This window comes from Paenibacillus brevis, assembly GCF_018919145.1.
Classification (GTDB): Bacteria; Bacillota; Bacilli; order Paenibacillales; family Paenibacillaceae; genus Fontibacillus; species Fontibacillus brevis.
In genome coordinates, this window is the sequence record NZ_JAHLQJ010000020.1 from 30,696 (window position 1) to 48,955 (window position 18,260).

Here is an 18,260-nt window from a genome sequence, read left to right on the forward strand (position 1 = left end):
ACCTGCTTTAATTTTGTTTGATCTTGGAACGAATACGCGGATCGATAAAGGCATACAGCAAATCCACAATGACATTGACGATGGATATGGCAATCGCCGTATAGACCACACCGCCCATGATACTTGGGATGTCGGGAATAAATTGTCGGTCTACAATGTAGCTCCCGATACCGCTAATGTTGAACACTTTTTCGGTTACTGCCGCTCCGCCAAGCAGACCGCCGAACAGCAGGCCGATAACGGTAACGATGGGGATCAATGCATTGGTCACCGCATGTCTCCATAACACCCGGTTTCGCGGTAATCCTTTGGCGCGTGCCGTAATGATGTAGTCTTCATGAATAATCTCGAGCATCGACGAACGAGTCATGCGGGCTACTGCAGCCGTAAAACCTGTGCCAAGCACTACGATCGGCATCAGGGCAGACAGCCAGTTACCGGGGCTATAAGTAGCAGGGAGCCAGGACAGCTTGATGGAGAAGCCTAGAATAAAGATCAGTCCCTGCCAAAAATTCGGAATGGACAAGCCTAGCAAGGCAATGAACATAAAGGTGTAGTCAAAGATTGAATTGGGACGTGTGGCTGAGATAATGCCGATCGGTAAAGCAATGATGATGGCTAAAAGTGTTGATATCACTGTCAAGGTCAAGGTGATAGGAAATTTGTTCGCCATCGCAGTTGTGACTAATTCATTTCCGACAAATGATCGGCCAAGATCGAAGGTAAGGATGCCTTTTAATGAATGCCATAACTGTATGAAATAAGGCTGATCTAGCCCATGCAGCTGGTCAAACGCGGCAATTTGCTCTGCCGTGGCCGTCTCTCCCAGCATGGAGGCGGCAGGGTTCATCGGTGAAATATAGAGTATGGTGAACACCAGGAAAGCCACGCCAATAATGACGCCAAGAGCCATGACAAGCCTTTCCAATACATATCTCAGGTAAGGGTTGGCGAATAGGGCCATCAATACATACAGGGGCCACCCAAGAAGAACGGAAAGCACGATCCATTCAGGACGCCCGAGTACCTGGTGATAGGTGCTGGCCAGATCGGCTGAAGGAGCAAGACCGTCTTCATGGATCCGTTCAGCCAGAATTTCTTTAAGCCGAATCTGGGCCAAGCTGCGCGCTTCTTTCTCCAATTCCTCCCGAGGAAGAGTCGTTTGGAAGAAGGCATGCTTACGGATAAGCTGCTCCCGGGCCTCCTGTTCGAGCTGCTGCGGCACTCCTTGGTCCAGCAGCTCCTGCAAGATGTGGCTAGAAACTCCGTGGCGGTTTTCTTTCACAACCCGAATACGGTGTGCAATCCAGAGAATGATCATAAACGGGGCTCCAGCTATCCATAACAACAGGCGATAGACGGGTTGTTGCAGCATTTTGCGAAAGGATATTGCTAACACATCGGCGATGTTTGCAGAATTGCGGGTTATTCCTGTGGCAATATGACCCTTCATTCGCTTCACCTCCCTTCTAAGAAAAAATTAAATTGTATAATTCCGATGGGTATAGTATATTTTTAGAGGGGGATACATGTCAATTGTTTATTTTTTAAAGAAAATTAATATATAACCGGATGGTCATCTATCCGTGGTCAAATTATAGTGAAGTGCAGGTGGCAGCATGAACGTATTGTTGAGAGTCGATGGATTGTCCGTTTCGTTCTATGGAAGAGATAGCGAAGTTCAAGCGGTGCGGGATGTCAGCTTCGAAGTGCGGGCGGGCGAGACGCTGGGCATTGTAGGTGAATCGGGTAGCGGCAAGAGTGTTACCGCTCGATCCATTATGGGGCTTCTTCCGTCTCCGCCTGCGATGGTGAAGGAAGGACACATTATGTTCCGGGGAGAGAGCCTGACGGATAAGTCAGACCGGGAAATGGAGCAGGTCCGCGGGCGCGATATCGGGATGATTTTCCAGGACCCGATGTCATCTTTGAATCCTACCATGCGGGTAGGGCCGCAAATTGAGGAAGGGCTGATTCGCCATCGGAATTTAAGCAAATCCGAAGCGAGGAAGGAAGCCGTCAAGATGCTGGAAATGGTCGGCATTCAGGATAGTGAGGTTCGTTATAATCAATATCCTCATGAGTTCTCGGGTGGCATGCGGCAACGGGTCATGATTGCCATTGCTATGGCCTGTAATCCGTCCCTGCTTATTGCAGACGAGCCAACGACTTCGCTTGATGTGACAATTCAGGCGCAAATTCTGGACGAAATGAAGAAGCTGCAGCAGGAGCTGGGGACGGCCATTGTTCTTATCACACATGATCTGGGGGTAGTGGCCGGCTTCTGTGACCGGGTCATCGTCATGAAAGAGGGGGAGATTGTGGAATCGGGCACAACGGCGCAGCTGTTTGCTTCCCCGCAGCATCCTTATACCCGGCGGCTATTGGATGCCTTGCCTAGACTGGATGCACCGAAGGTGCCTCGGCAGGAAGGCAGGCAGCAGCCGGAAGGTGAACCTCCGTTACTACAGGTAAATGCATTAAGGCAATATTTTGATATGGGCAGGGGCAGGGTACTGAAAGCAGTGGATAATATCAGCTTTCAACTGAACGCCGGTGAGACCCTGGGCATTGTAGGCGAATCGGGAAGCGGCAAGTCGACGATGGGGCGCAGCATTCTTCGTTTGAATGAATGGACGGGCGGAGAGGTATTGTTCAAGGGGATTCCTTTGAAATATCTTAACCGTTCGGAAATGAAGACCATGCGCAGACATATGGGAATCATATTTCAGGACCCCTATGCATCGCTCAACCCGCGCATGCGTATTGCCGACATTATCGGAGAGTCGCTTAATGTGCACGGGATGGCAAAGGGCAAACGGGAGCGGCAGCGCCGGGTAGAGGAGCTGCTTGAACTCGTCGGACTTGAGCCGTCCCACGCCATGCGTTATCCGCACGAGTTCTCCGGCGGACAACGGCAACGGATCGGAATCGCCCGGACATTGGCGGTAGAGCCGGAATTCATCGTGTGCGATGAGCCCCTGTCAGCTCTCGATGTATCGATTCAGGCCCAGATCGTCAAGCTGCTGGAGGATCTGCAGCAGCGGCTGGGACTGACATATCTGTTCATTGCTCATGATTTGGCTGTGGTCAAGCAAATCAGCGACCGGGTAGCGGTCATGTACAAGGGGAGAATGGTTGAGTTGGCGGACAGCGAGGAGCTGTATGCCAATCCGCTGCATGATTATACCCGCTCCTTATTGTCTGCGGTGCCTGTGCCTGACCCTAGTGTGAGGGTTGCAGATTCAAAGGAGTCAATCCGAGTGCTGGATCAAGAGGACCCTTACAATTTGAATCAGTCTCATTTTGTCGAAGTCAGCCAAGGCCATTGGCTGGCGGTGCCGGCAACAGGTTAGTTATCTGTAATTAATAACACCTCTTCCCCCTATTAAGCTGTGGTATATTATACTAAACTTGTATAATCATGATCACAGAGTTCAGCGGGAAGAGGTGTTTTTATGTTGAAGTACGCTTCTACTTTTCTTGGCGTTATACTAGCGGGAATGATCGTTATGGGACCGGCGTCTATCGTGAATGCGGAAACCGGCAATAAGATTCAGATTGATGGTGCGGTGATTGCATCTGATGTAAAGCCGGAGACGAAGAACGGTCGAATTATGGTGCCTTTGCGTATGATTAGCGAGAATTTGGGAGCTGAGGTGAATTGGTCACCCTCGGAAGTGACACTGCTTAAAAACCATATAAGAGTGACTCTGAAGCTCAACAGCAGTGTAGCTGTAAAAAACGGCGAGTCTGTACAGTTGGATGTGAAGCCCTATCTCAAGAACAATCGGATACTTGTCCCGCTTCGCTTTATCGCAGAAACGTTTGGTTGTACAGTCAGTTACAACAACGCTACGGTAAGCATCGACACTCCGCCGTTGCTCATCGATCAGGTCGAGATCAAAGCCTTGCAGCACGAATACCACATGACGATGGGCGGCGTAGTGCAACAAATCAAAGCCAACACTTATCATGAAGCTATTTATAATATCTTCGTTGAGAACAAGCGGATCAAGGTAGATGCACCTGCCAAATTCTCTTGGAGTGTTCATGACACTGAGGCCGGTTCTTATTATAAGATCGGACAATATGATTTTTTGGACGGGAATGGGGACAGCGTGCAGCGGTTTGATATTTATACTCTGGTTAACATGGGTAAACATCTGCCGGAGTCCCCGGAAGTTCTGCTCTATGACGGCACCGAAGAACAATGGTATTTGTTTAGCATTGACGCAAGAGATGCTGTCAATCAGATGATGAACAGAGCAGCCCAAAATGGCCTCCTGACGGTGATTAGCAATAGTGTTCCTTGAACAATAACCCCATGACCCGCTTGCATCTGAATGGAATCACGAAATACTACGCTACGAAGACGACTCCGACTGAACTTCGCTGACAGCAGTTGTCAGTGAACATGGTATATGCTAGGAATGCGGCTGTGATCCCGGCGGCCGAATGGTGAATAAAGAAAGGGTGAATTCAGGATGAATCAAGACCCGAAAAGGCAATACGAATACCATGTCTGGGCGAACGGCCAGCTATTCGCCCACCTGAAGCAGCTTCCGGAGGAAGTGTTCCAGGCAGAGGTGACGAGTGTGTTCCCGTCCGTAGCCCAAACGCTGGGGCATATGTATATGTTCGAAAGGCTCTATATGTCCGTGCTCTCAGAACTTCCGAATGAGGAGATTTTTCCGAAAATTCCGAGTTGGACTGAGGAGACGCAAGGGAAGAGCGTAAAAGAGATGCAGCAATTGTTTGCCGATGTGACGGAGCAGTTCCGTGATTTGCTTGCGCATACACCGGATTTAAATAGAGCGATGACCATCACACATCCGAGACATGGTTCTCTTGATACCCATTTCTCTGATATCCTGCAGCATGTGGTCAATCACGGGACCTATCACCGGGGGAATATAACGGCAATGCTGAGACAGCAGGGGTATGCCGGGGTGCCGACGGACTATCTCTTTTATCTGATAGAGCAGCAACAGGATGCCTAGGGAGAAGAGGTGAAGAGCCTGATGAATTCCAATGCGATTCTAGCTAAATATATGAGCCAGTCCATTCTCTCCATACATTCCTCATGTAAAAGCCCCCTCATTCAACGGATTGGATTGGCTCCATTGTAATCGGGGGGCTGATCGTGCGCATTGATTTAAGTTAAGACGGAACAAGTGTAAAACTGACCAGAGCCGGGGTTCAGTATTCTCCCTTAATCACAAAGAACGAGCCCCGGATGGTGCCGGCCAGCTTGGACTTCTGCCGGGCGAACTTGAACTTTCCTTCCAATTCCCTGGGTACGTCCATCCCTTCGGACAGCTTGAACCCGACCGCGCGTTTCTTGGGATCATCCACCGTCGTATACAGCACATTGACTCCAAGACCATCCTCATAAAAGACAAAGGCCCATGCGATATTTTCTACTTGAAAACGGGATGTCTCCAGCGGCTTGGCAGCAAACTCGATCCCGCGCTCTTCCTTGAGAATCCGGCTCACATAATCCAGTGTGTCCTGGCTCTCGCTGGCGGGAACCACCGTAAATTCATGCTTATATTTATTCATGAAGTAACGGGCTTCATTGGCCCGCAATCCAGCCAGAGCCTCAGCGACAGGCGAAGACTCCAGACCAACCGTCGATACTTGTTTGAAATCAACTGTATAGGACATGCTATCCCTCCTTTATTTCCGAACCGCTATTTCTTAACTACCGGAATCCACAGTTCTCCGAGGATCAGGCCATTCTTCTGCTCCATCTCCACTGTTGTGTTCGGTCCGCCCACATAGGCAAAGTGCTCCGCAGCCGGCAGCACCTGGCCAAAGGCGATCCCGGTAAGCTGGTTGCTCAGCTCCCCGGATGTAGCCGCTTCTCCTTTTACTACCAAATACGGCCCTTGAGGGAACTGGATCACCCGGGTAGCCTCCGGCAGTACCTTTTCAGTCAGAACCCCTGCATAATGCATCATCTTGTTGTTCACCGCTTCGTTTACGGCAAAGATATAGTCATTCTCGGCGACAGACTTCAACGTATCCAGTCTTCCATCTTCTCGAACAGCTTGCCAGAAGTCAGATTTCTCTTTATTAATGCCGGCATAGTCCGTGTAATTGCTCTTTAGCTCTGTTCCAAAACCTAATACCGTAAAGCTGTTCTTCTCTTCGAGCGTATAATTTGCCATGTTCAAAACCTGCCTTCGCTTTAATTTTGTTCGAGTGATTTGGTCTTTTCACTTGATGAGCTTATAATAACTTTAAATCATGTCAAAAAGTGAAACTGTTTAGAGGGGTCCTATGAAAAAGGTTGAGCGAATAAATATTATCATGCGGTATATCAACAATCGCGCCCACTTTACCATCTCTGAAATCATGCGAGAGTTCCATATTTCCCGTTCTACCGCAATCCGCGATATTCGGGAGATTGAAGCGATGGGCATGCCGCTGGTAGCCGAAGTGGGCAGGGATGGCGGCTACTTTGTCATGAGCAATTCGGTCCTGCCGACCGTCCGATTTACCGATAACGAGATCAAGGCTCTTTTTATAGCCTTTATGGCAACAAGAAATCAGCAGCTTCCCTACCTGAAAAGCCGCCAGTCCCTCGCAGAGAAATTACTGGGCCTGATCTCGGAGAATCAGCAGGATGACCTGGTGCTATTAAATCAGCTCCTGCTCTTTGAAGGGACTAACCCGAACAACCCCGATCTGCTGGATCTGTCCGATCTTCCTCACCCGATGCTCGAAACCCTGATTCAGCTTCTGTTATCGGATAGATATTTATCCATCACCATTGAAGAAGATCATAGAATCCAGACCTATCCGATTTATCTCCTTCATCTTTACCGGGAGAAGAGCTTCTGGCTGATTGAGGGCTTCGATCTCAATGAAGAGAAGAAGCGCCTGTATCCCGTCGATAATCTCGTCGATGTGCAGCTGTACGCAGCAAAGGTTAAATTAAGCGGGAAAAAAATAGAGGAAAAAGCGAGCAAGCAGGATGAAGCAGTCAACCTGGTGCTTGAGCTTGGCCCGAAGGCTATTGCCCAGTTCCGCAAGTATCACCCTTTAAAATATACGATTTCCTATACGAGCCCTTATCAAACCTCGGCGGTTCTAAAGGCGTTCATTCAGGTTCAGATAGCAGAGGAATTGAGCGAAATAACAGATTGGCTGCTTTTCCTGGGGGAGGATCTCAAGATTAGGGAAATGCCGGAGGAGATCCTGGCAAAGCTCAAAGAAAGGCTGCTCTTGATATCCCCATAGACGAATGTTCACGAGGGCGCTACACTAGGAAAGTAATCGAGAATAGACATAGGTAGGAGCCTGGAGAACGTGACACTGACAACAAATCAAATTCCATCATGGAAGAAGCTTAGCCTGTTTGCCGTGACTTGGCCGATATTAATTGATTCCGTATTGCGGATGATGCTTGGCACGGTGGATGTATTCATGCTCAGCCGCATCTCTGACAAGGCGACAGGCGCAGTAGGCCTGGCCAATGAAATTATTTATTTTTGCATTCTGATGTTCGGATTCGTGGGGATCGGGACCAGCGTGGCGGTCTCCCAATATATTGGTGCCGGGCGGGAGAAGGAAGCAAGCCGGATTGCGGCATTGGCAATCTCGATGAACCTGATCTTTGGTATCCTGGTCAGCATTCTGCTTGTTTTCTTCGGAGAGCCTCTGTTGGTACTGATGAAGCTGGATCCGGAGCAAATCGGGATTGCCAGCCACTATCTGAAGATTATCGGCGGCTTTATCTGGATCGAAGCCCTGTCTTATGCGCTCTCTTCGGTCATCCGCTCAAGCGGGCAGACGAAGAGCGTTATGTTCGTGACGCTAGGCGTCAACCTGATCCATGTGACCGGGAACTATCTGCTCATCTTCGGGAATTTCGGGTTCCCGGAATGGGGCGTCACAGGTGCAGCGGTATCGACGGTAGTCAGCCGCTTGCTTGGGGTTATCGTTCTGTTCATCCTGTTGTATCGCAAGACTCCTGCCCGGATTCGCACGAAAGACTATGTGAATTGGAACGGGTCCTATGTGAAGCAGATTCTGAGCGTAGGCTTGCCTGCAGCGGGAGAGCATCTCTCGTGGCAGTCGCAATATTTGATGATCATCAGCTTTGTCAACATCATTGGGATCACAGCGCTCAATACGCATGTATATGTGATGAATGTATCGAACTATTTCATGGCGCTGGGAATGGCGATTGGCATAGGAACAGAGATTATCGTCGGTCAGATGGTCGGAGCAGGGGAGATGAAGGAAGCCTATCGACGCCTGATAAAGAGCGTCAGGATCAGCTTTGTGTTGACCATTGCCATCGTCGGCACGGCAGTAATATTCCGGCGCGAACTGATCGGCATGTTCACCGAGGACCCTGCAATCATTACCCTTGGAGCAACGATTTTCCTGCTGTCCATTGTGCTGGAGCCTGGACGAACGTTCAATACGGTCGTCATTAATTCCCTTCGGGCTGCCGGAGATGCCCGTTTTCCCGTCCTGATGGGTGTGCTCTCGATGTGGGGAGTGTCTGTACCGCTGGCTTATCTGCTGGGTGTCCATCTCGGGTATGGACTGATTGGCATCTGGATCGCATTTGTTGTGGATGAGTGGCTGCGCGGGACTATCATGCTGCTTCGCTGGAGAAGCCGGGCTTGGGAGAAGAAGGCGCTCGTGAAGCCGGCAGAGGCCATTCCGGACATCGGGATCGGAGCATAGGTTTCAGAAGAGCAGTTTTTGCTTCCATCTACATTTTTCCCAATTATTGTTGCTTAATCCTCTCTTTGCAAATATGATAGATGAATAATACCTCTATGACATACATAATTTTCCAAACTATTATTTAAAAAATGATATGAGGAGGATTAGTAGCGATGTTCAGGAAAGGTTGGATGAGACGAAGTGTTGCTCTAATGGCGGCTCTGGTTCTGTCATTGTCATCGATTCCGGTTACAGCGCTGGCCCAAGAGGATGTCATGGGTCCGCAGGAGACCATCTATGCAGGAGAAGGCTATCAGATTACCTACAGAATTTCTTCCCAGTGGGAGCATGCATTCAATGCCGATGTCACCATCACGAATACGAGCGAACGCATCATCGAGAACTGGGCGCTGCGATTTACGCTGCCGCATGAGATCACGAATATTTGGAACGGAAGCGTACAATCCCGTGAGGGCGATGTTTATGTAATCAAGAATACGGGCAACAATCAGGACATTCCTGTCGGAAGCAGTGTGAATTTCGGCTTCACGGCAAATGCTGACGGAGGAGTGGCGCTGCCGGCGATGTTCGCGGTGCAGGGCGACGAACAGGTGGTGCCGGCCGGGCAATATGAGGCAAGCTTCGCAGTGACAAGCGATTGGGGGAGTGCCTTTAACGGGGAAATCCGAATCAAGAATGTCTCGCAGACGACGATTGAAGATTGGAAGCTTGGATTTGATTATGAGGGGAATATTGAACGGTTCTGGACGGCCGAGATCATGGAGCATACCGGCAATCATTACGTCATAAATAATGCAGGCTATAACGCCAATATTTTGCCCGGAGAGACGCTGACGCTTGGATTTGCCGGGAATCCGGGGAATGTAGTAAGCGAGCCTGTCAACTATCGGCTGACGCAGATCGCAGTTCAGCAGGAAACGAATGAACCCGAGCCAGAAGATATCTTCGTGCAGCTCGATACGAGCGGCTTACAGCTTCAGACAAGCCCGGAAGGCGATTACTACTTCCTCGGAACGAAAATGGACAGGCTGTCGGGAACACTGGGAGGGGCGCCGAGCGTCACTTCATTCGTGTACCAGATTTTTGACAAAAGTAGTGCTATCCTCCAACTAGGGTCGATTCCTGTGAATGAGGTCTGGTCTGTGGAAGGCATCGGATTGGATGTAGGATACAATCTACTGAGGCTTAGCGCACAAGCCAATGACGGTACGGAAGTGATGAAAGAGTACATCATCGTAAACTTCGACGAGAGCAATCTGGACAATCTGGGGATTGATCGGGAGAAGGACAGCGATGGCGACGGAATCAGCGATTATTATGAAGAGCATTATGGTCTTTCCGCTACCAGCAAGGATACCGATGGCGATGGCTTGAGTGACCTTGATGAGATCATTACGCTGAAGCTGAATCCTTTGGAGCAAGATAGTGATAACAACGGGATTCCCGACGGGGATGAAGATAAGGATAACGACGGCTTGGGCAACCTGGCCGAGCTGGCCCACGGGACGAGTCTAGTCAACCCTGATACGGATGGGGACGGCCTCATGGACGGCGAGGAAGTTAATACGTATATGACAGATCCTTTAAAGGCGGATACCGATGGCGATGGGCTGTCGGACGGCTGGGAAGTGAAGATCGGAAGCGATCCGCTGGTAGCCGAGGAGAAATTCTCGAGAACCGTTAGTGTAGAGGACAACGATGCTAGGGCCGTTCCTAGCGTCACTGTCGAAGGAGTCCAGGCGGAGCAGGTTCACAGCTTAGCTGTGAACCGGGTTGAAGATGGTATTCTGAATGATGCGACCATCCCTGGATACATCGATGCCGGGTATAATTTCTCCATAAACGGAACGTTCGAGAAGGCAACGATCTCTTTCAAGTGGGACGAAGACTCGATGACTGCCGAAAATTTCGTTCCGCGCATTTACTATTTTGACGAGATGACGCAGCTGCTTGAAGAATTGCCTAATCAACAGGTTGCAGGCAATACGGTGTCGGTCGAGACAGGGCATTTCTCGAAATATATTCTGCTGAACAAAACCGAGTACGATCAAGTATGGACGTATAAATTTCTGTACGATGAGGATGGTGAGGATCCGTATGCCGGAATGGATATCGTCTTCGTCATCGACTCATCGGGCAGCATGAGCACCAATGATCGAAGCAATGTGAGAATTAGCGTGACCAGGGAATTCATTGATATTCTGACGGATAATGATCGGGGTGCTGTTGTTGATTTTGACTCTTCGGCAAAGGTGTTATCCGGTTTTAGTTCAGATAAGGAGGCCTTAAGCAGAGCGGCGGGGCAGATCGACAGCAGCGGCGGTACCACCTTGACGAGCGGGATTGCCAGTGCGCTTAATCTGTTCACCGGCAGCGGCAGAGAGGATGTCCTGAAGTATATTATCATGCTTACGGATGGAGAGGGCTCCTATGATACATCGCTGACAAAGCGGGCCGCCGACAACGGGATCGTGATCTATACGGTAGGCCTGGGAAGCAGTGTGTCAACGAGCGTATTGACGGCTATGGCACAAGGCACCGGCGGAAGCTACTATCCTGCGAGCGATGCCGATCAATTGTACGGGATCTTCGATACGATTGCAGAGACCTCGGATCTGTACAAGGATACAGACAGAGACGGCATCAGCGATTATCATGAAAAGGAAATGCAAGCCGGTCGGTTACGTCTGGGGACAGGCGGCGCAATGATCAGAGTCAATTATTTGGATGCGGACGGCGATGGCGACGGGCTCAAGGACGGGGAAGAGATCAAGATTATCAAGGCAGGGGATAAGGTCTATGCCTATCTGTATTCAAATCCGAATATGGAAGATACGGATGGCGATGGTCTGAACGATGCCGTGGATAATAGAAGGCTGATTCCTGATGCCAACGAGGCGTTGATCCATCAGTCTGCTTACAGGGAGGGTATCCTGAAGTCGGCTTCGCAAGGCGAATATCCGGTATCGGACGACCTGACGTTTAATGATTATACCTATTGGGAATTGCTCGATTTGGGTCCTGTTTTCTCCGTCGCCAGGATTACTCCTGAATTCATGATCTGGGGAGAAATGGCTGTCCTGTTCTCTGTAGGCAAGACCGGAGCGAGCGACGACATGAAGTTCGTGCTGGAGGACCTGGTCTCGACATTCAGATATGACAATCGTAATAATGAAGGGACCTCCGTCTCTTACGGCGACGTTTTTGATACTAACAAATATATCAAGTATAAGAACAGCAAATTGGACAATGCGGTGATTAATGATTCCAGCACGCAAGATTATGTGGACCTCATTCGGGATTTTGTCGTTCAGGAGCTGAGCAATAATCATGGGGATTTGTCTAAGTTGGAGTACAAACCGGATTCGAACCAGAATGCCGTGAATAATTACGTGAATCAATTCTCGAGCAGCCCTTATCCGGTATTTACGGAGAAGACCAATCTTGCTCTATCACTTGCGATTCACGCCTTTCACGGTCATAATGTGGCGATTGAGGATTTCAAAAATGACGGGGATCGGTTCAGCGGGAAGCTCGTGTTCCATTTCTATGATCACTTCGGCTTGGATGCCGATGATGAGATTGTGTGGCTGGGCTTTGTCGATTGGTTCACGCTGCAGCACTATGAGCGCTTTAACGGAAAATACGTGCCTTTCATTACGACGATTGATTACGAAGTATCCTTTAGCGGTTCGATAAAATAAGTATAATAACTTACTGGGTACAATGGGGCAGGTGAAGGTGAGGCTTATGAGTCGCAGAAAATTCGCTTTGTTTGGTCTTGCAGCAACCGTGCTGGTTGTGGCCGTTGGATTGCTCATCAGCTATTACGGTCATTCCAAGACGCAGTATGCTATTTTTGCGAAGAATCGCGAGCTGTTTGAAGCCGTGAGGGAAGAGACTGAGCACCTGGTGGGTGAACAGGATGATCTGCAGAATATCGGGGATATCTTCCTTTTCACCAATGGCGGTAATGCTGCTATCGATCAGTTCCATGAGTCTGTGAGTTCGGGTCTGCAGGGTAAGATTCAGCAGATTGTAGCGCTGTCGGGAGACGAGCTGAGTTTTTTGAGATACAGCAAGCAGGATGGCAAGAGCTTCCTCCGGTTTGTTTTTGATTGGGAGCGGACTGATGGCGGCACCTATCACATCGTATACTGCGAGAGCCGCGATATGGTAAAAAAGCTGTATGACGGAGAACCCGTAGGCTACGTGCTGGATGAACTGGGTGAGGGTTGGTACGGAATCAGGATAAAGTGATGCGAGCGGCGGTTACACTTCTCATTGAAAGAGATCATAACGGGAATATATACCGTTGTTGAACGATGGCTAAGAGGACGTAATTGCATCAATCCGGGTGGTAACATGGAGCAAGCTCCGTCCCTTCAGGGACGGGGCTTTTTTGCGTACTTATAAATCTCCATAAGGAGGCAATGAAATGACAACAGTATTGGTTATAGAAAGGTTGATGCTGCGCTAACTGGAGCTTCGAGATGTGGAAGGCAGTGATAAACTTTAGTTATCCGGCCGGAAATAACGTAAAGAAGAGCTCTTTATGGTGATTAAAGTTCTGTTGAGCCAGGCGGTGAAAAAGGTTTGATGGCTGCGATATAAGCATGTAGAACAGGCCTTCCCGAAAGGGAGGGCCTTTAACTTGTCCCTACAGACTAGGTTGCTGCTGAGGTTATTTCATAAAAGCTTCGGCAAATGCTTTGACCCGGTCTACAAAAATCCCCTTCAGTTGATCCTCGCCTTCTTTAGGGGCTTTATAAGCCTTATATCCTCCAAATGATTCGATGCAAATCGCTGCTTGCTTAAGATCGGCAGGGATATTGCGCTCTAAGATTTCCTCTGTCTCCTTAGGCTTCTCATTGCAAATAAAGTATCCCATTTTTTTAGTCAGCAACTCCTGGTGATTCTTCTTGATAAAGTCACGAATCGGTTTGTATATTTTTCCGTCCCGGACGCCAGCGCCAAGAATGATGCGATCATAATCTTCAATGGCGGGTTTCTCCATCTCGATATTACATATCGTACAGTTCGGAATTTCTGCTGCGATAACATTAACGCATTGCGTTGAGGCTCCTGTCTTGGTAGCGTATAGAAGCAGTACGGCCATTGAATTCATCCCTTATCCTTAGAGTGGTTTGGGTTATTGCGTGCATGGGAATGGAGATGAAGTATTTGTTCCTCCAGGACGGTCCCTGCTTGGTGCAAAAATTGCGTGATGAGGCTAAGCTCTTCATTCGAATAGGCGGAAGCCAGCTTAACCATGGCCTCATGGAGAAGCATATACGTATCGCTGATTTCTTTTATATTTTCATACAGCGGGACAATGATCACCCTGCGGCGGTCCCGGGGATCGGGCTGCCTGCGAACGAAGCCGCTTTTTTCGAGCCGGTCGATTAACGCGGTTACACTACCTGTCGTGAGGCCTGTCAATTTTGCCAGCTCCCCGGCGGTGACGGGTCCTTTTTCGTGCAGAATATCTACGGTCAAAAAGTCATTATTCGTTAGCCCCAAAGATGAGGCAACCGTTTGCTGATAGAGTACCGTACGGGATCCGAAGCCACGCATGCTCATCGTCAGGATTTCCTGCTGCTCGGTAGTTTGCTTTGGTCGATCTGTGGACACGAGGGGTCCTCCTTAAATAATATTCCTATAAATCTTGATGATCAAGATTCTTTATATTCAAGATACTAGGTTATACATGTTATGTCAACTTCGTGCTGTTCATATTCAGTTCATAAACACCCTCTATAGTTCCTAATGAATGAAGGACATATTGATTCATAAAGGGTGGATAACAATGAGCAAGAAACAGATGATGAATAGGGAATGGGCAGTTGAAGCTCAAGGTCTTATCAAAGTTTTCGGTGACAACCGTGCTGTTGACGGTGTGGACCTTCGGGTGAAAGCCGGAACGATTTATGGCGTGCTTGGTCCTAACGGGGCGGGGAAGACAACTACGATTCGGATGCTTGCTACTCTGTTAAGGCCGGATTCGGGAACAGCGCAAATATTTGGACATGATGTTGTCAAGGAACCTCAGCTCATTCGTCAACTGATCGGGGTAACCGGTCAGTACGCATCAGTCGACGAGTCGCTGAGTGCGATGGAGAACCTGATCATTTTCTCCCGCCTGTTGGGTTTAGGGAGGAAAGCTTCGCGGGAGAAGGCGATGGAATTACTTGAAGAGTTCGGCTTGACCGAGGCTGCCAAGCGTCCGCTGAAGCATTTTTCCGGGGGGATGCGGCGAAGACTGGACCTGGCAGCAAGCCTGATCGCTCAGCCTCCGCTCATTTTCTTGGATGAACCTACAACAGGACTCGATCCTCGAACCCGCAATCAAATGTGGGACACTATTCGAAAGCTGGTGAAGTCAGGCTCGACCGTGTTGCTAACGACCCAATATCTGCAAGAAGCCGACGAGCTTGCCGATCGCATAGCAGTGATTGATCAGGGAAGGGTTGTCGCGGAAGGAACTGCGGATGAGCTGAAACAGTCAGTCGGGACCTCGTCGCTGCACTTGAGCATCCGGGATTCGGAGCATGTGCAGCATGCCCGGAGACGGGTAGAGGAAGTCCTGCAGGTGAAGTCGGCACTTTCCGCAGAAGGGGGCAAGATCACGGCTCCCTTGACCGATACGAACCAGGTCGCGGACCTGCTGATCGTGCTGAGAGAAGCGGACATCCATTTGGCGGAGGTAAGCGTGCAGAAGCCGACCCTGGATGAGGTCTTCTTAACCATTACCGGACATAAAGAAGAGGGGGCAAGAGGATGAATACTTCTGCCGATATGCAGATTGCAGAAAGTCAATTAACGAACAAATCGAGCTTGCGTCAAGCCATAAGGAACTCATTAACGATGGCCTATCGCGGAATATTAAAAGTACGCCGTACGCCGGAGCAATTATTTGATGTCACGCTTCAGCCGATTCTCTTCACCTTGATGTTTACCTATATTTTTGGAGGGGCGATTTCGGGTGATGTTCTTAGCTACTTGCCGGTGATCATTCCCGGGATTCTGGTCCAAACGGTGATCACGACTTCCATTGTTACCGGGGTTCAGCTGCGGGAGGACATGGACAAAGGGGTGTTCGACCGATTTAAGTCCTTGCCGATTTCCCGAATTGCTCCCTTAGCCGGGGCCTTGCTGGCAGATACGTTAAGGTATACGATAGCAACAACACTTACCTTTACCATGGGCTATATTATGGGTTATCGTCCGGAGGGAGGGTTAGGTTATGTGATGTTGGCCGGGGTGCTTGTCGTGTTCTGCTCCTGGGCGGTCAGTTGGATCTTTGCATTTTTTGGTGTCATATCGCGCACGGCTTCAAGCGTCCAAGGTATCTCAATGATCGTGCTGTTCCCTCTGACATTCCTGTCGAATGCTTTCGTACCCGCAGATACGATGCCAGACTGGCTGCAATGGTTCGTGAGAATCAATCCGGTCTCCCATCTTGTAACTGCCGTTCGAGAGCTGACCAATTCCGGTACGATAGGATGGGACATTATGATTTCCCTGATCGGGGCCTTGGTCATTGTGGCCATCTTTGCGCCTATTACAGTGCGTGCCTATATGAGAAGAACGTAAGGAAGGGACAATATGGCGAAAATCCTGGTAGTCGACGATGATCCGCATATTCAGGAATTGATTCGGGTGATCCTTCAAAAGGAAGGCCTTGTAATTGAAGCGGCAGCGGACGGGCAAGCAGCATTATCCATCATGGAGACGGAAAAAGTAGACTTGATTATCCTCGATATCATGATGCCTAACATGGATGGCTGGTCCTTCTGCCGGGAAGTTCGAACTTACTATTCCGACGCGCTTCCAATCTTAATGTTAACGGCAAAAGGCGAAACGGCCCAAAAAGTAAAAGGATTGGGTCTGGGTGCAGACGATTACATGGTGAAGCCGTTTGCCGCAGATGAACTGGTAGCCCGTGTAAAGGTGCTCTTCAGGAGATATCAAATTGCTGTGTCCAACCGAATAGAGGTTGGAAATATCGTCATTGATCGAGCTTCCTATACCGTATCCATTGGAGGACAGGACAGCACTTTGCCCTTGAAAGAGTTCGAACTCCTGTTCAAGCTGGCCACCCATCAGCAAAAGACGTTCTCCAGAGAACAACTGATCGAGGATATCTGGGGGTTTGATTATGAAGGTGATGAACGAACAATCGACGTGCACATTAAACGTTTGCGACAGCGGTTTTCTTACGAGGAGTGCCCTTTTAAAATTACGACGATTCGAGGATTGGGATATCGCTTGGAGGTGCTGAATTGAAGCCTCAGCTTCAGGAATTCATGGAACGCGTTTTAGGCACTCTGGCGGTCATGGTCTCCTTGCTGGCAGCCTGGTCTCTGGCTTATTGGCTTACTTCGAAGTTATATACGGCAATTGAATATAGTCCCCATGAGTTAGCCAGGCAGCTAATCAATTCGATATTGGGATTTCTTCTGTTCGGATGCTGTATATTCTTGATCACAAGAATCGGCCGGTTTAAGAGACAGCAGGACAAAAACCTGCATCCCATCATTCATGCCTTAAAAATGATTGCCGAAGGGAACTTCAACATTGATCTTTCTTACTACGATGCTCAACTGCGCGGCCGGGGCGAGCACCCCTATTTCAAAATTATCGATAGTATCCATGAAATGGCGGATAAGCTTGGACAAATGGAGGAAATGAGGCAAGAATTCATCTCCAATGTCTCACATGAAATTCAGTCTCCGCTAACGTCCATCAATGGATTTGCCTATGCGTTAAGAAGCGATGAACTGACCGCGGAGGAACGCGATCACTATTTGCAGATTATTGAGGAAGAAAGCATCCGGTTATCCAAGCTGAGTGAAAACCTGTTGAAGCTTACCTCGCTGGAAGCGGATCACCTCACCCTCGAACGCAAAAATTACCGGTTAGACCGCCAGCTTCGCCGCATGATCCTCGCTCTTGAGCCGCAATGGGCGGAGAAGGAAATACAAATGGATATTTCCCTCGGGACATTATCGATTACTGCGGATGAGGACTTGCTGGACCAGATATGGATGAATCTGATTCATAACAGCATTAAATTTACGCCTGCGGCAGGAGTCATTGCGGTTCATGCCTTCCAGGAGAGTGACGGTACTCTCGTTATCAAAGTAAAAGACACCGGAATCGGTATGGAGCAAGAGGATCTTATGCATATTTTTGAGCGATTCTATAAGGCGGATCCGTCAAGAAACCGCAATTCCGGAGGAAGCGGTCTGGGGCTGTCCATCGTAAAAAAAATCATCGATTTGCATCAAGGAACGATTCACGTCCAAAGCGTACTTGGAAAGGGAACGGAAATCACCGTTGCCTTCGATGAAGCCTCCCAGAACTTTCAGCAGACAGCACAAGCTTGATAGTACTTATTGAGGCGCCCGGAAGGGGCGCCTTTTTAAGATGTTCAGGGGATATAAGCATGAAAAATTGTAAGATTAGGTATAAGCTCGAAATAGCGTTATACTAGGTTAGTTAAAGGGTTTGAACTAGATATTATTACTGAAGGATGCCCT

16 protein-coding genes are annotated in these 18,260 nt (G+C 49.1%); 11 read left to right on the plus strand and 5 right to left on the minus strand.

The features are described 5' to 3' along the window. Window positions 1-7 precede the first annotated feature (7 nt). Window positions 8-1,453 carry an ABC transporter permease gene (locus KQJ23_RS19400; RefSeq protein ID WP_216480562.1) on the minus strand — a complete coding sequence of 482 codons (1,446 nt, stop codon included), beginning with the start codon at window positions 1,451-1,453 and terminating at the stop codon, window positions 8-10. A gap of 166 nt (window positions 1,454-1,619) precedes the next feature. Between KQJ23_RS19400 and KQJ23_RS19405 the strand changes: the two genes are divergently transcribed. The 3 genes from KQJ23_RS19405 to KQJ23_RS19415 all read left to right on the plus strand — a co-directional run bounded on the left by KQJ23_RS19405 (window position 1,620) and on the right by KQJ23_RS19415 (window position 5,003). Then, entirely contained in the window at window positions 1,620-3,356 is a 1,737-nt protein-coding gene (locus KQJ23_RS19405; RefSeq protein ID WP_216480563.1) for an ABC transporter ATP-binding protein, read from the plus strand. Between the two features lie 102 nt (window positions 3,357-3,458). Further along, entirely contained in the window at window positions 3,459-4,316 is an 858-nt protein-coding gene (locus KQJ23_RS19410) for a copper amine oxidase N-terminal domain-containing protein (protein ID WP_249529922.1), read from the plus strand. Between the two features lie 171 nt (window positions 4,317-4,487). Continuing rightward, window positions 4,488-5,003, plus strand: coding sequence for a DinB family protein (locus KQJ23_RS19415; RefSeq protein WP_216480564.1), 516 nt, complete (start codon window positions 4,488-4,490; stop codon window positions 5,001-5,003). Between the two features lie 199 nt (window positions 5,004-5,202). On the opposite strand, the gene KQJ23_RS19420 is transcribed toward KQJ23_RS19415, so the two are convergent. Beyond that, on the minus strand, window positions 5,203-5,670 hold the full coding sequence (locus KQJ23_RS19420) for a phage tail protein (protein WP_216480565.1): 468 nt from the start codon (window positions 5,668-5,670) through the stop codon (window positions 5,203-5,205). Between the two features lie 26 nt (window positions 5,671-5,696). Further along, window positions 5,697-6,176 carry a GyrI-like domain-containing protein gene (locus KQJ23_RS19425; RefSeq protein ID WP_216480566.1) on the minus strand — a complete coding sequence of 160 codons (480 nt, stop codon included), beginning with the start codon at window positions 6,174-6,176 and terminating at the stop codon, window positions 5,697-5,699. 112 nt (window positions 6,177-6,288) lie between these two features. Between KQJ23_RS19425 and KQJ23_RS19430 the strand changes: the two genes are divergently transcribed. The 4 genes from KQJ23_RS19430 to KQJ23_RS19445 all read left to right on the plus strand — a co-directional run bounded on the left by KQJ23_RS19430 (window position 6,289) and on the right by KQJ23_RS19445 (window position 12,975). Continuing rightward, window positions 6,289-7,251 (plus strand): helix-turn-helix transcriptional regulator, encoded by a 963-nt coding sequence (locus tag KQJ23_RS19430; RefSeq protein ID WP_216480567.1) that lies wholly within the window; start codon window positions 6,289-6,291, stop codon window positions 7,249-7,251. Window positions 7,252-7,326: 75 nt separating this feature from the next. Next, the gene (locus KQJ23_RS19435; protein ID WP_249529925.1) at window positions 7,327-8,712 is read left to right on the plus strand and encodes an MATE family efflux transporter; all 1,386 of its coding nucleotides are present in this window, start codon (window positions 7,327-7,329) and stop codon (window positions 8,710-8,712) included. A 155-nt stretch (window positions 8,713-8,867) separates the two neighbouring features. Further along, on the plus strand, window positions 8,868-12,419 hold the full coding sequence (locus tag KQJ23_RS19440; protein ID WP_216480569.1) for a DUF3289 family protein: 3,552 nt from the start codon (window positions 8,868-8,870) through the stop codon (window positions 12,417-12,419). 46 nt (window positions 12,420-12,465) lie between these two features. Further along, entirely contained in the window at window positions 12,466-12,975 is a 510-nt protein-coding gene (locus tag KQJ23_RS19445) for a hypothetical protein (RefSeq protein ID WP_216480570.1), read from the plus strand. A 424-nt stretch (window positions 12,976-13,399) separates the two neighbouring features. Here the strand turns inward: KQJ23_RS19445 and KQJ23_RS19450 are convergent, their stop codons facing one another. Together KQJ23_RS19450 and KQJ23_RS19455 are read right to left on the minus strand one after the other, a co-directional pair. After that, window positions 13,400-13,834, minus strand: coding sequence for a flavodoxin domain-containing protein (locus tag KQJ23_RS19450; RefSeq protein WP_216480571.1), 435 nt, complete (start codon window positions 13,832-13,834; stop codon window positions 13,400-13,402). Between the two features lie 5 nt (window positions 13,835-13,839). Next, a complete protein-coding gene (locus KQJ23_RS19455; RefSeq protein ID WP_216480572.1) occupies window positions 13,840-14,349 on the minus strand; it encodes a MarR family transcriptional regulator in 510 nt (169 codons plus the stop codon). A 175-nt stretch (window positions 14,350-14,524) separates the two neighbouring features. Here KQJ23_RS19455 and KQJ23_RS19460 point away from each other — a divergent pair, with 175 nt between their 5' ends. From KQJ23_RS19460 to KQJ23_RS19475, 4 genes are read left to right on the plus strand one after another with little or no spacing between them, the layout of a single operon-like run. After that, the gene (locus KQJ23_RS19460) at window positions 14,525-15,499 is read left to right on the plus strand and encodes an ATP-binding cassette domain-containing protein (RefSeq protein WP_216480573.1); all 975 of its coding nucleotides are present in this window, start codon (window positions 14,525-14,527) and stop codon (window positions 15,497-15,499) included. 14 nt (window positions 15,500-15,513) lie between these two features. Beyond that, the gene (locus tag KQJ23_RS19465; protein WP_430522320.1) at window positions 15,514-16,311 is read left to right on the plus strand and encodes an ABC transporter permease; all 798 of its coding nucleotides are present in this window, start codon (window positions 15,514-15,516) and stop codon (window positions 16,309-16,311) included. A 12-nt stretch (window positions 16,312-16,323) separates the two neighbouring features. Beyond that, the gene (locus tag KQJ23_RS19470) at window positions 16,324-17,004 is read left to right on the plus strand and encodes a response regulator transcription factor (protein WP_216480575.1); all 681 of its coding nucleotides are present in this window, start codon (window positions 16,324-16,326) and stop codon (window positions 17,002-17,004) included. After that, window positions 17,001-18,107, plus strand: coding sequence for a sensor histidine kinase (locus KQJ23_RS19475; RefSeq protein WP_346779432.1), 1,107 nt, complete (start codon window positions 17,001-17,003; stop codon window positions 18,105-18,107). The genes KQJ23_RS19470 and KQJ23_RS19475 overlap by 4 nt, the downstream gene beginning before the upstream one ends. The last annotated feature ends 153 nt before the right edge of the window (window positions 18,108-18,260 follow it).

What these genes read in the sequence shown, in the direction of transcription:
- KQJ23_RS19415 (WP_216480564.1), top strand. Translation starts at nt 4,488, where the DNA reads ATGAATCAAGACCCGAAAAGGCAATACGAATACCATGTCTGGGCGAAC.
- KQJ23_RS19410 (WP_249529922.1), top strand. Translation starts at nt 3,459, where the DNA reads ATGTTGAAGTACGCTTCTACTTTTCTTGGCGTTATACTAGCGGGAATG.
- KQJ23_RS19440 (WP_216480569.1), top strand. Translation starts at nt 8,868, where the DNA reads ATGTTCAGGAAAGGTTGGATGAGACGAAGTGTTGCTCTAATGGCGGCT.
- KQJ23_RS19450 (WP_216480571.1), bottom strand. Translation starts at nt 13,834, where the DNA reads ATGGCCGTACTGCTTCTATACGCTACCAAGACAGGAGCCTCAACGCAA.
- KQJ23_RS19425 (WP_216480566.1), bottom strand. Translation starts at nt 6,176, where the DNA reads ATGGCAAATTATACGCTCGAAGAGAAGAACAGCTTTACGGTATTAGGT.
- KQJ23_RS19445 (WP_216480570.1), top strand. Translation starts at nt 12,466, where the DNA reads ATGAGTCGCAGAAAATTCGCTTTGTTTGGTCTTGCAGCAACCGTGCTG.
- KQJ23_RS19400 (WP_216480562.1), bottom strand. Translation starts at nt 1,453, where the DNA reads ATGAAGGGTCATATTGCCACAGGAATAACCCGCAATTCTGCAAACATC.
- KQJ23_RS19470 (WP_216480575.1), top strand. Translation starts at nt 16,324, where the DNA reads ATGGCGAAAATCCTGGTAGTCGACGATGATCCGCATATTCAGGAATTG.
- KQJ23_RS19405 (WP_216480563.1), top strand. Translation starts at nt 1,620, where the DNA reads ATGAACGTATTGTTGAGAGTCGATGGATTGTCCGTTTCGTTCTATGGA.
- KQJ23_RS19460 (WP_216480573.1), top strand. Translation starts at nt 14,525, where the DNA reads ATGAGCAAGAAACAGATGATGAATAGGGAATGGGCAGTTGAAGCTCAA.
- KQJ23_RS19430 (WP_216480567.1), top strand. Translation starts at nt 6,289, where the DNA reads ATGAAAAAGGTTGAGCGAATAAATATTATCATGCGGTATATCAACAAT.
- KQJ23_RS19465 (WP_430522320.1), top strand. Translation starts at nt 15,514, where the DNA reads ATGCAGATTGCAGAAAGTCAATTAACGAACAAATCGAGCTTGCGTCAA.
- KQJ23_RS19420 (WP_216480565.1), bottom strand. Translation starts at nt 5,670, where the DNA reads ATGTCCTATACAGTTGATTTCAAACAAGTATCGACGGTTGGTCTGGAG.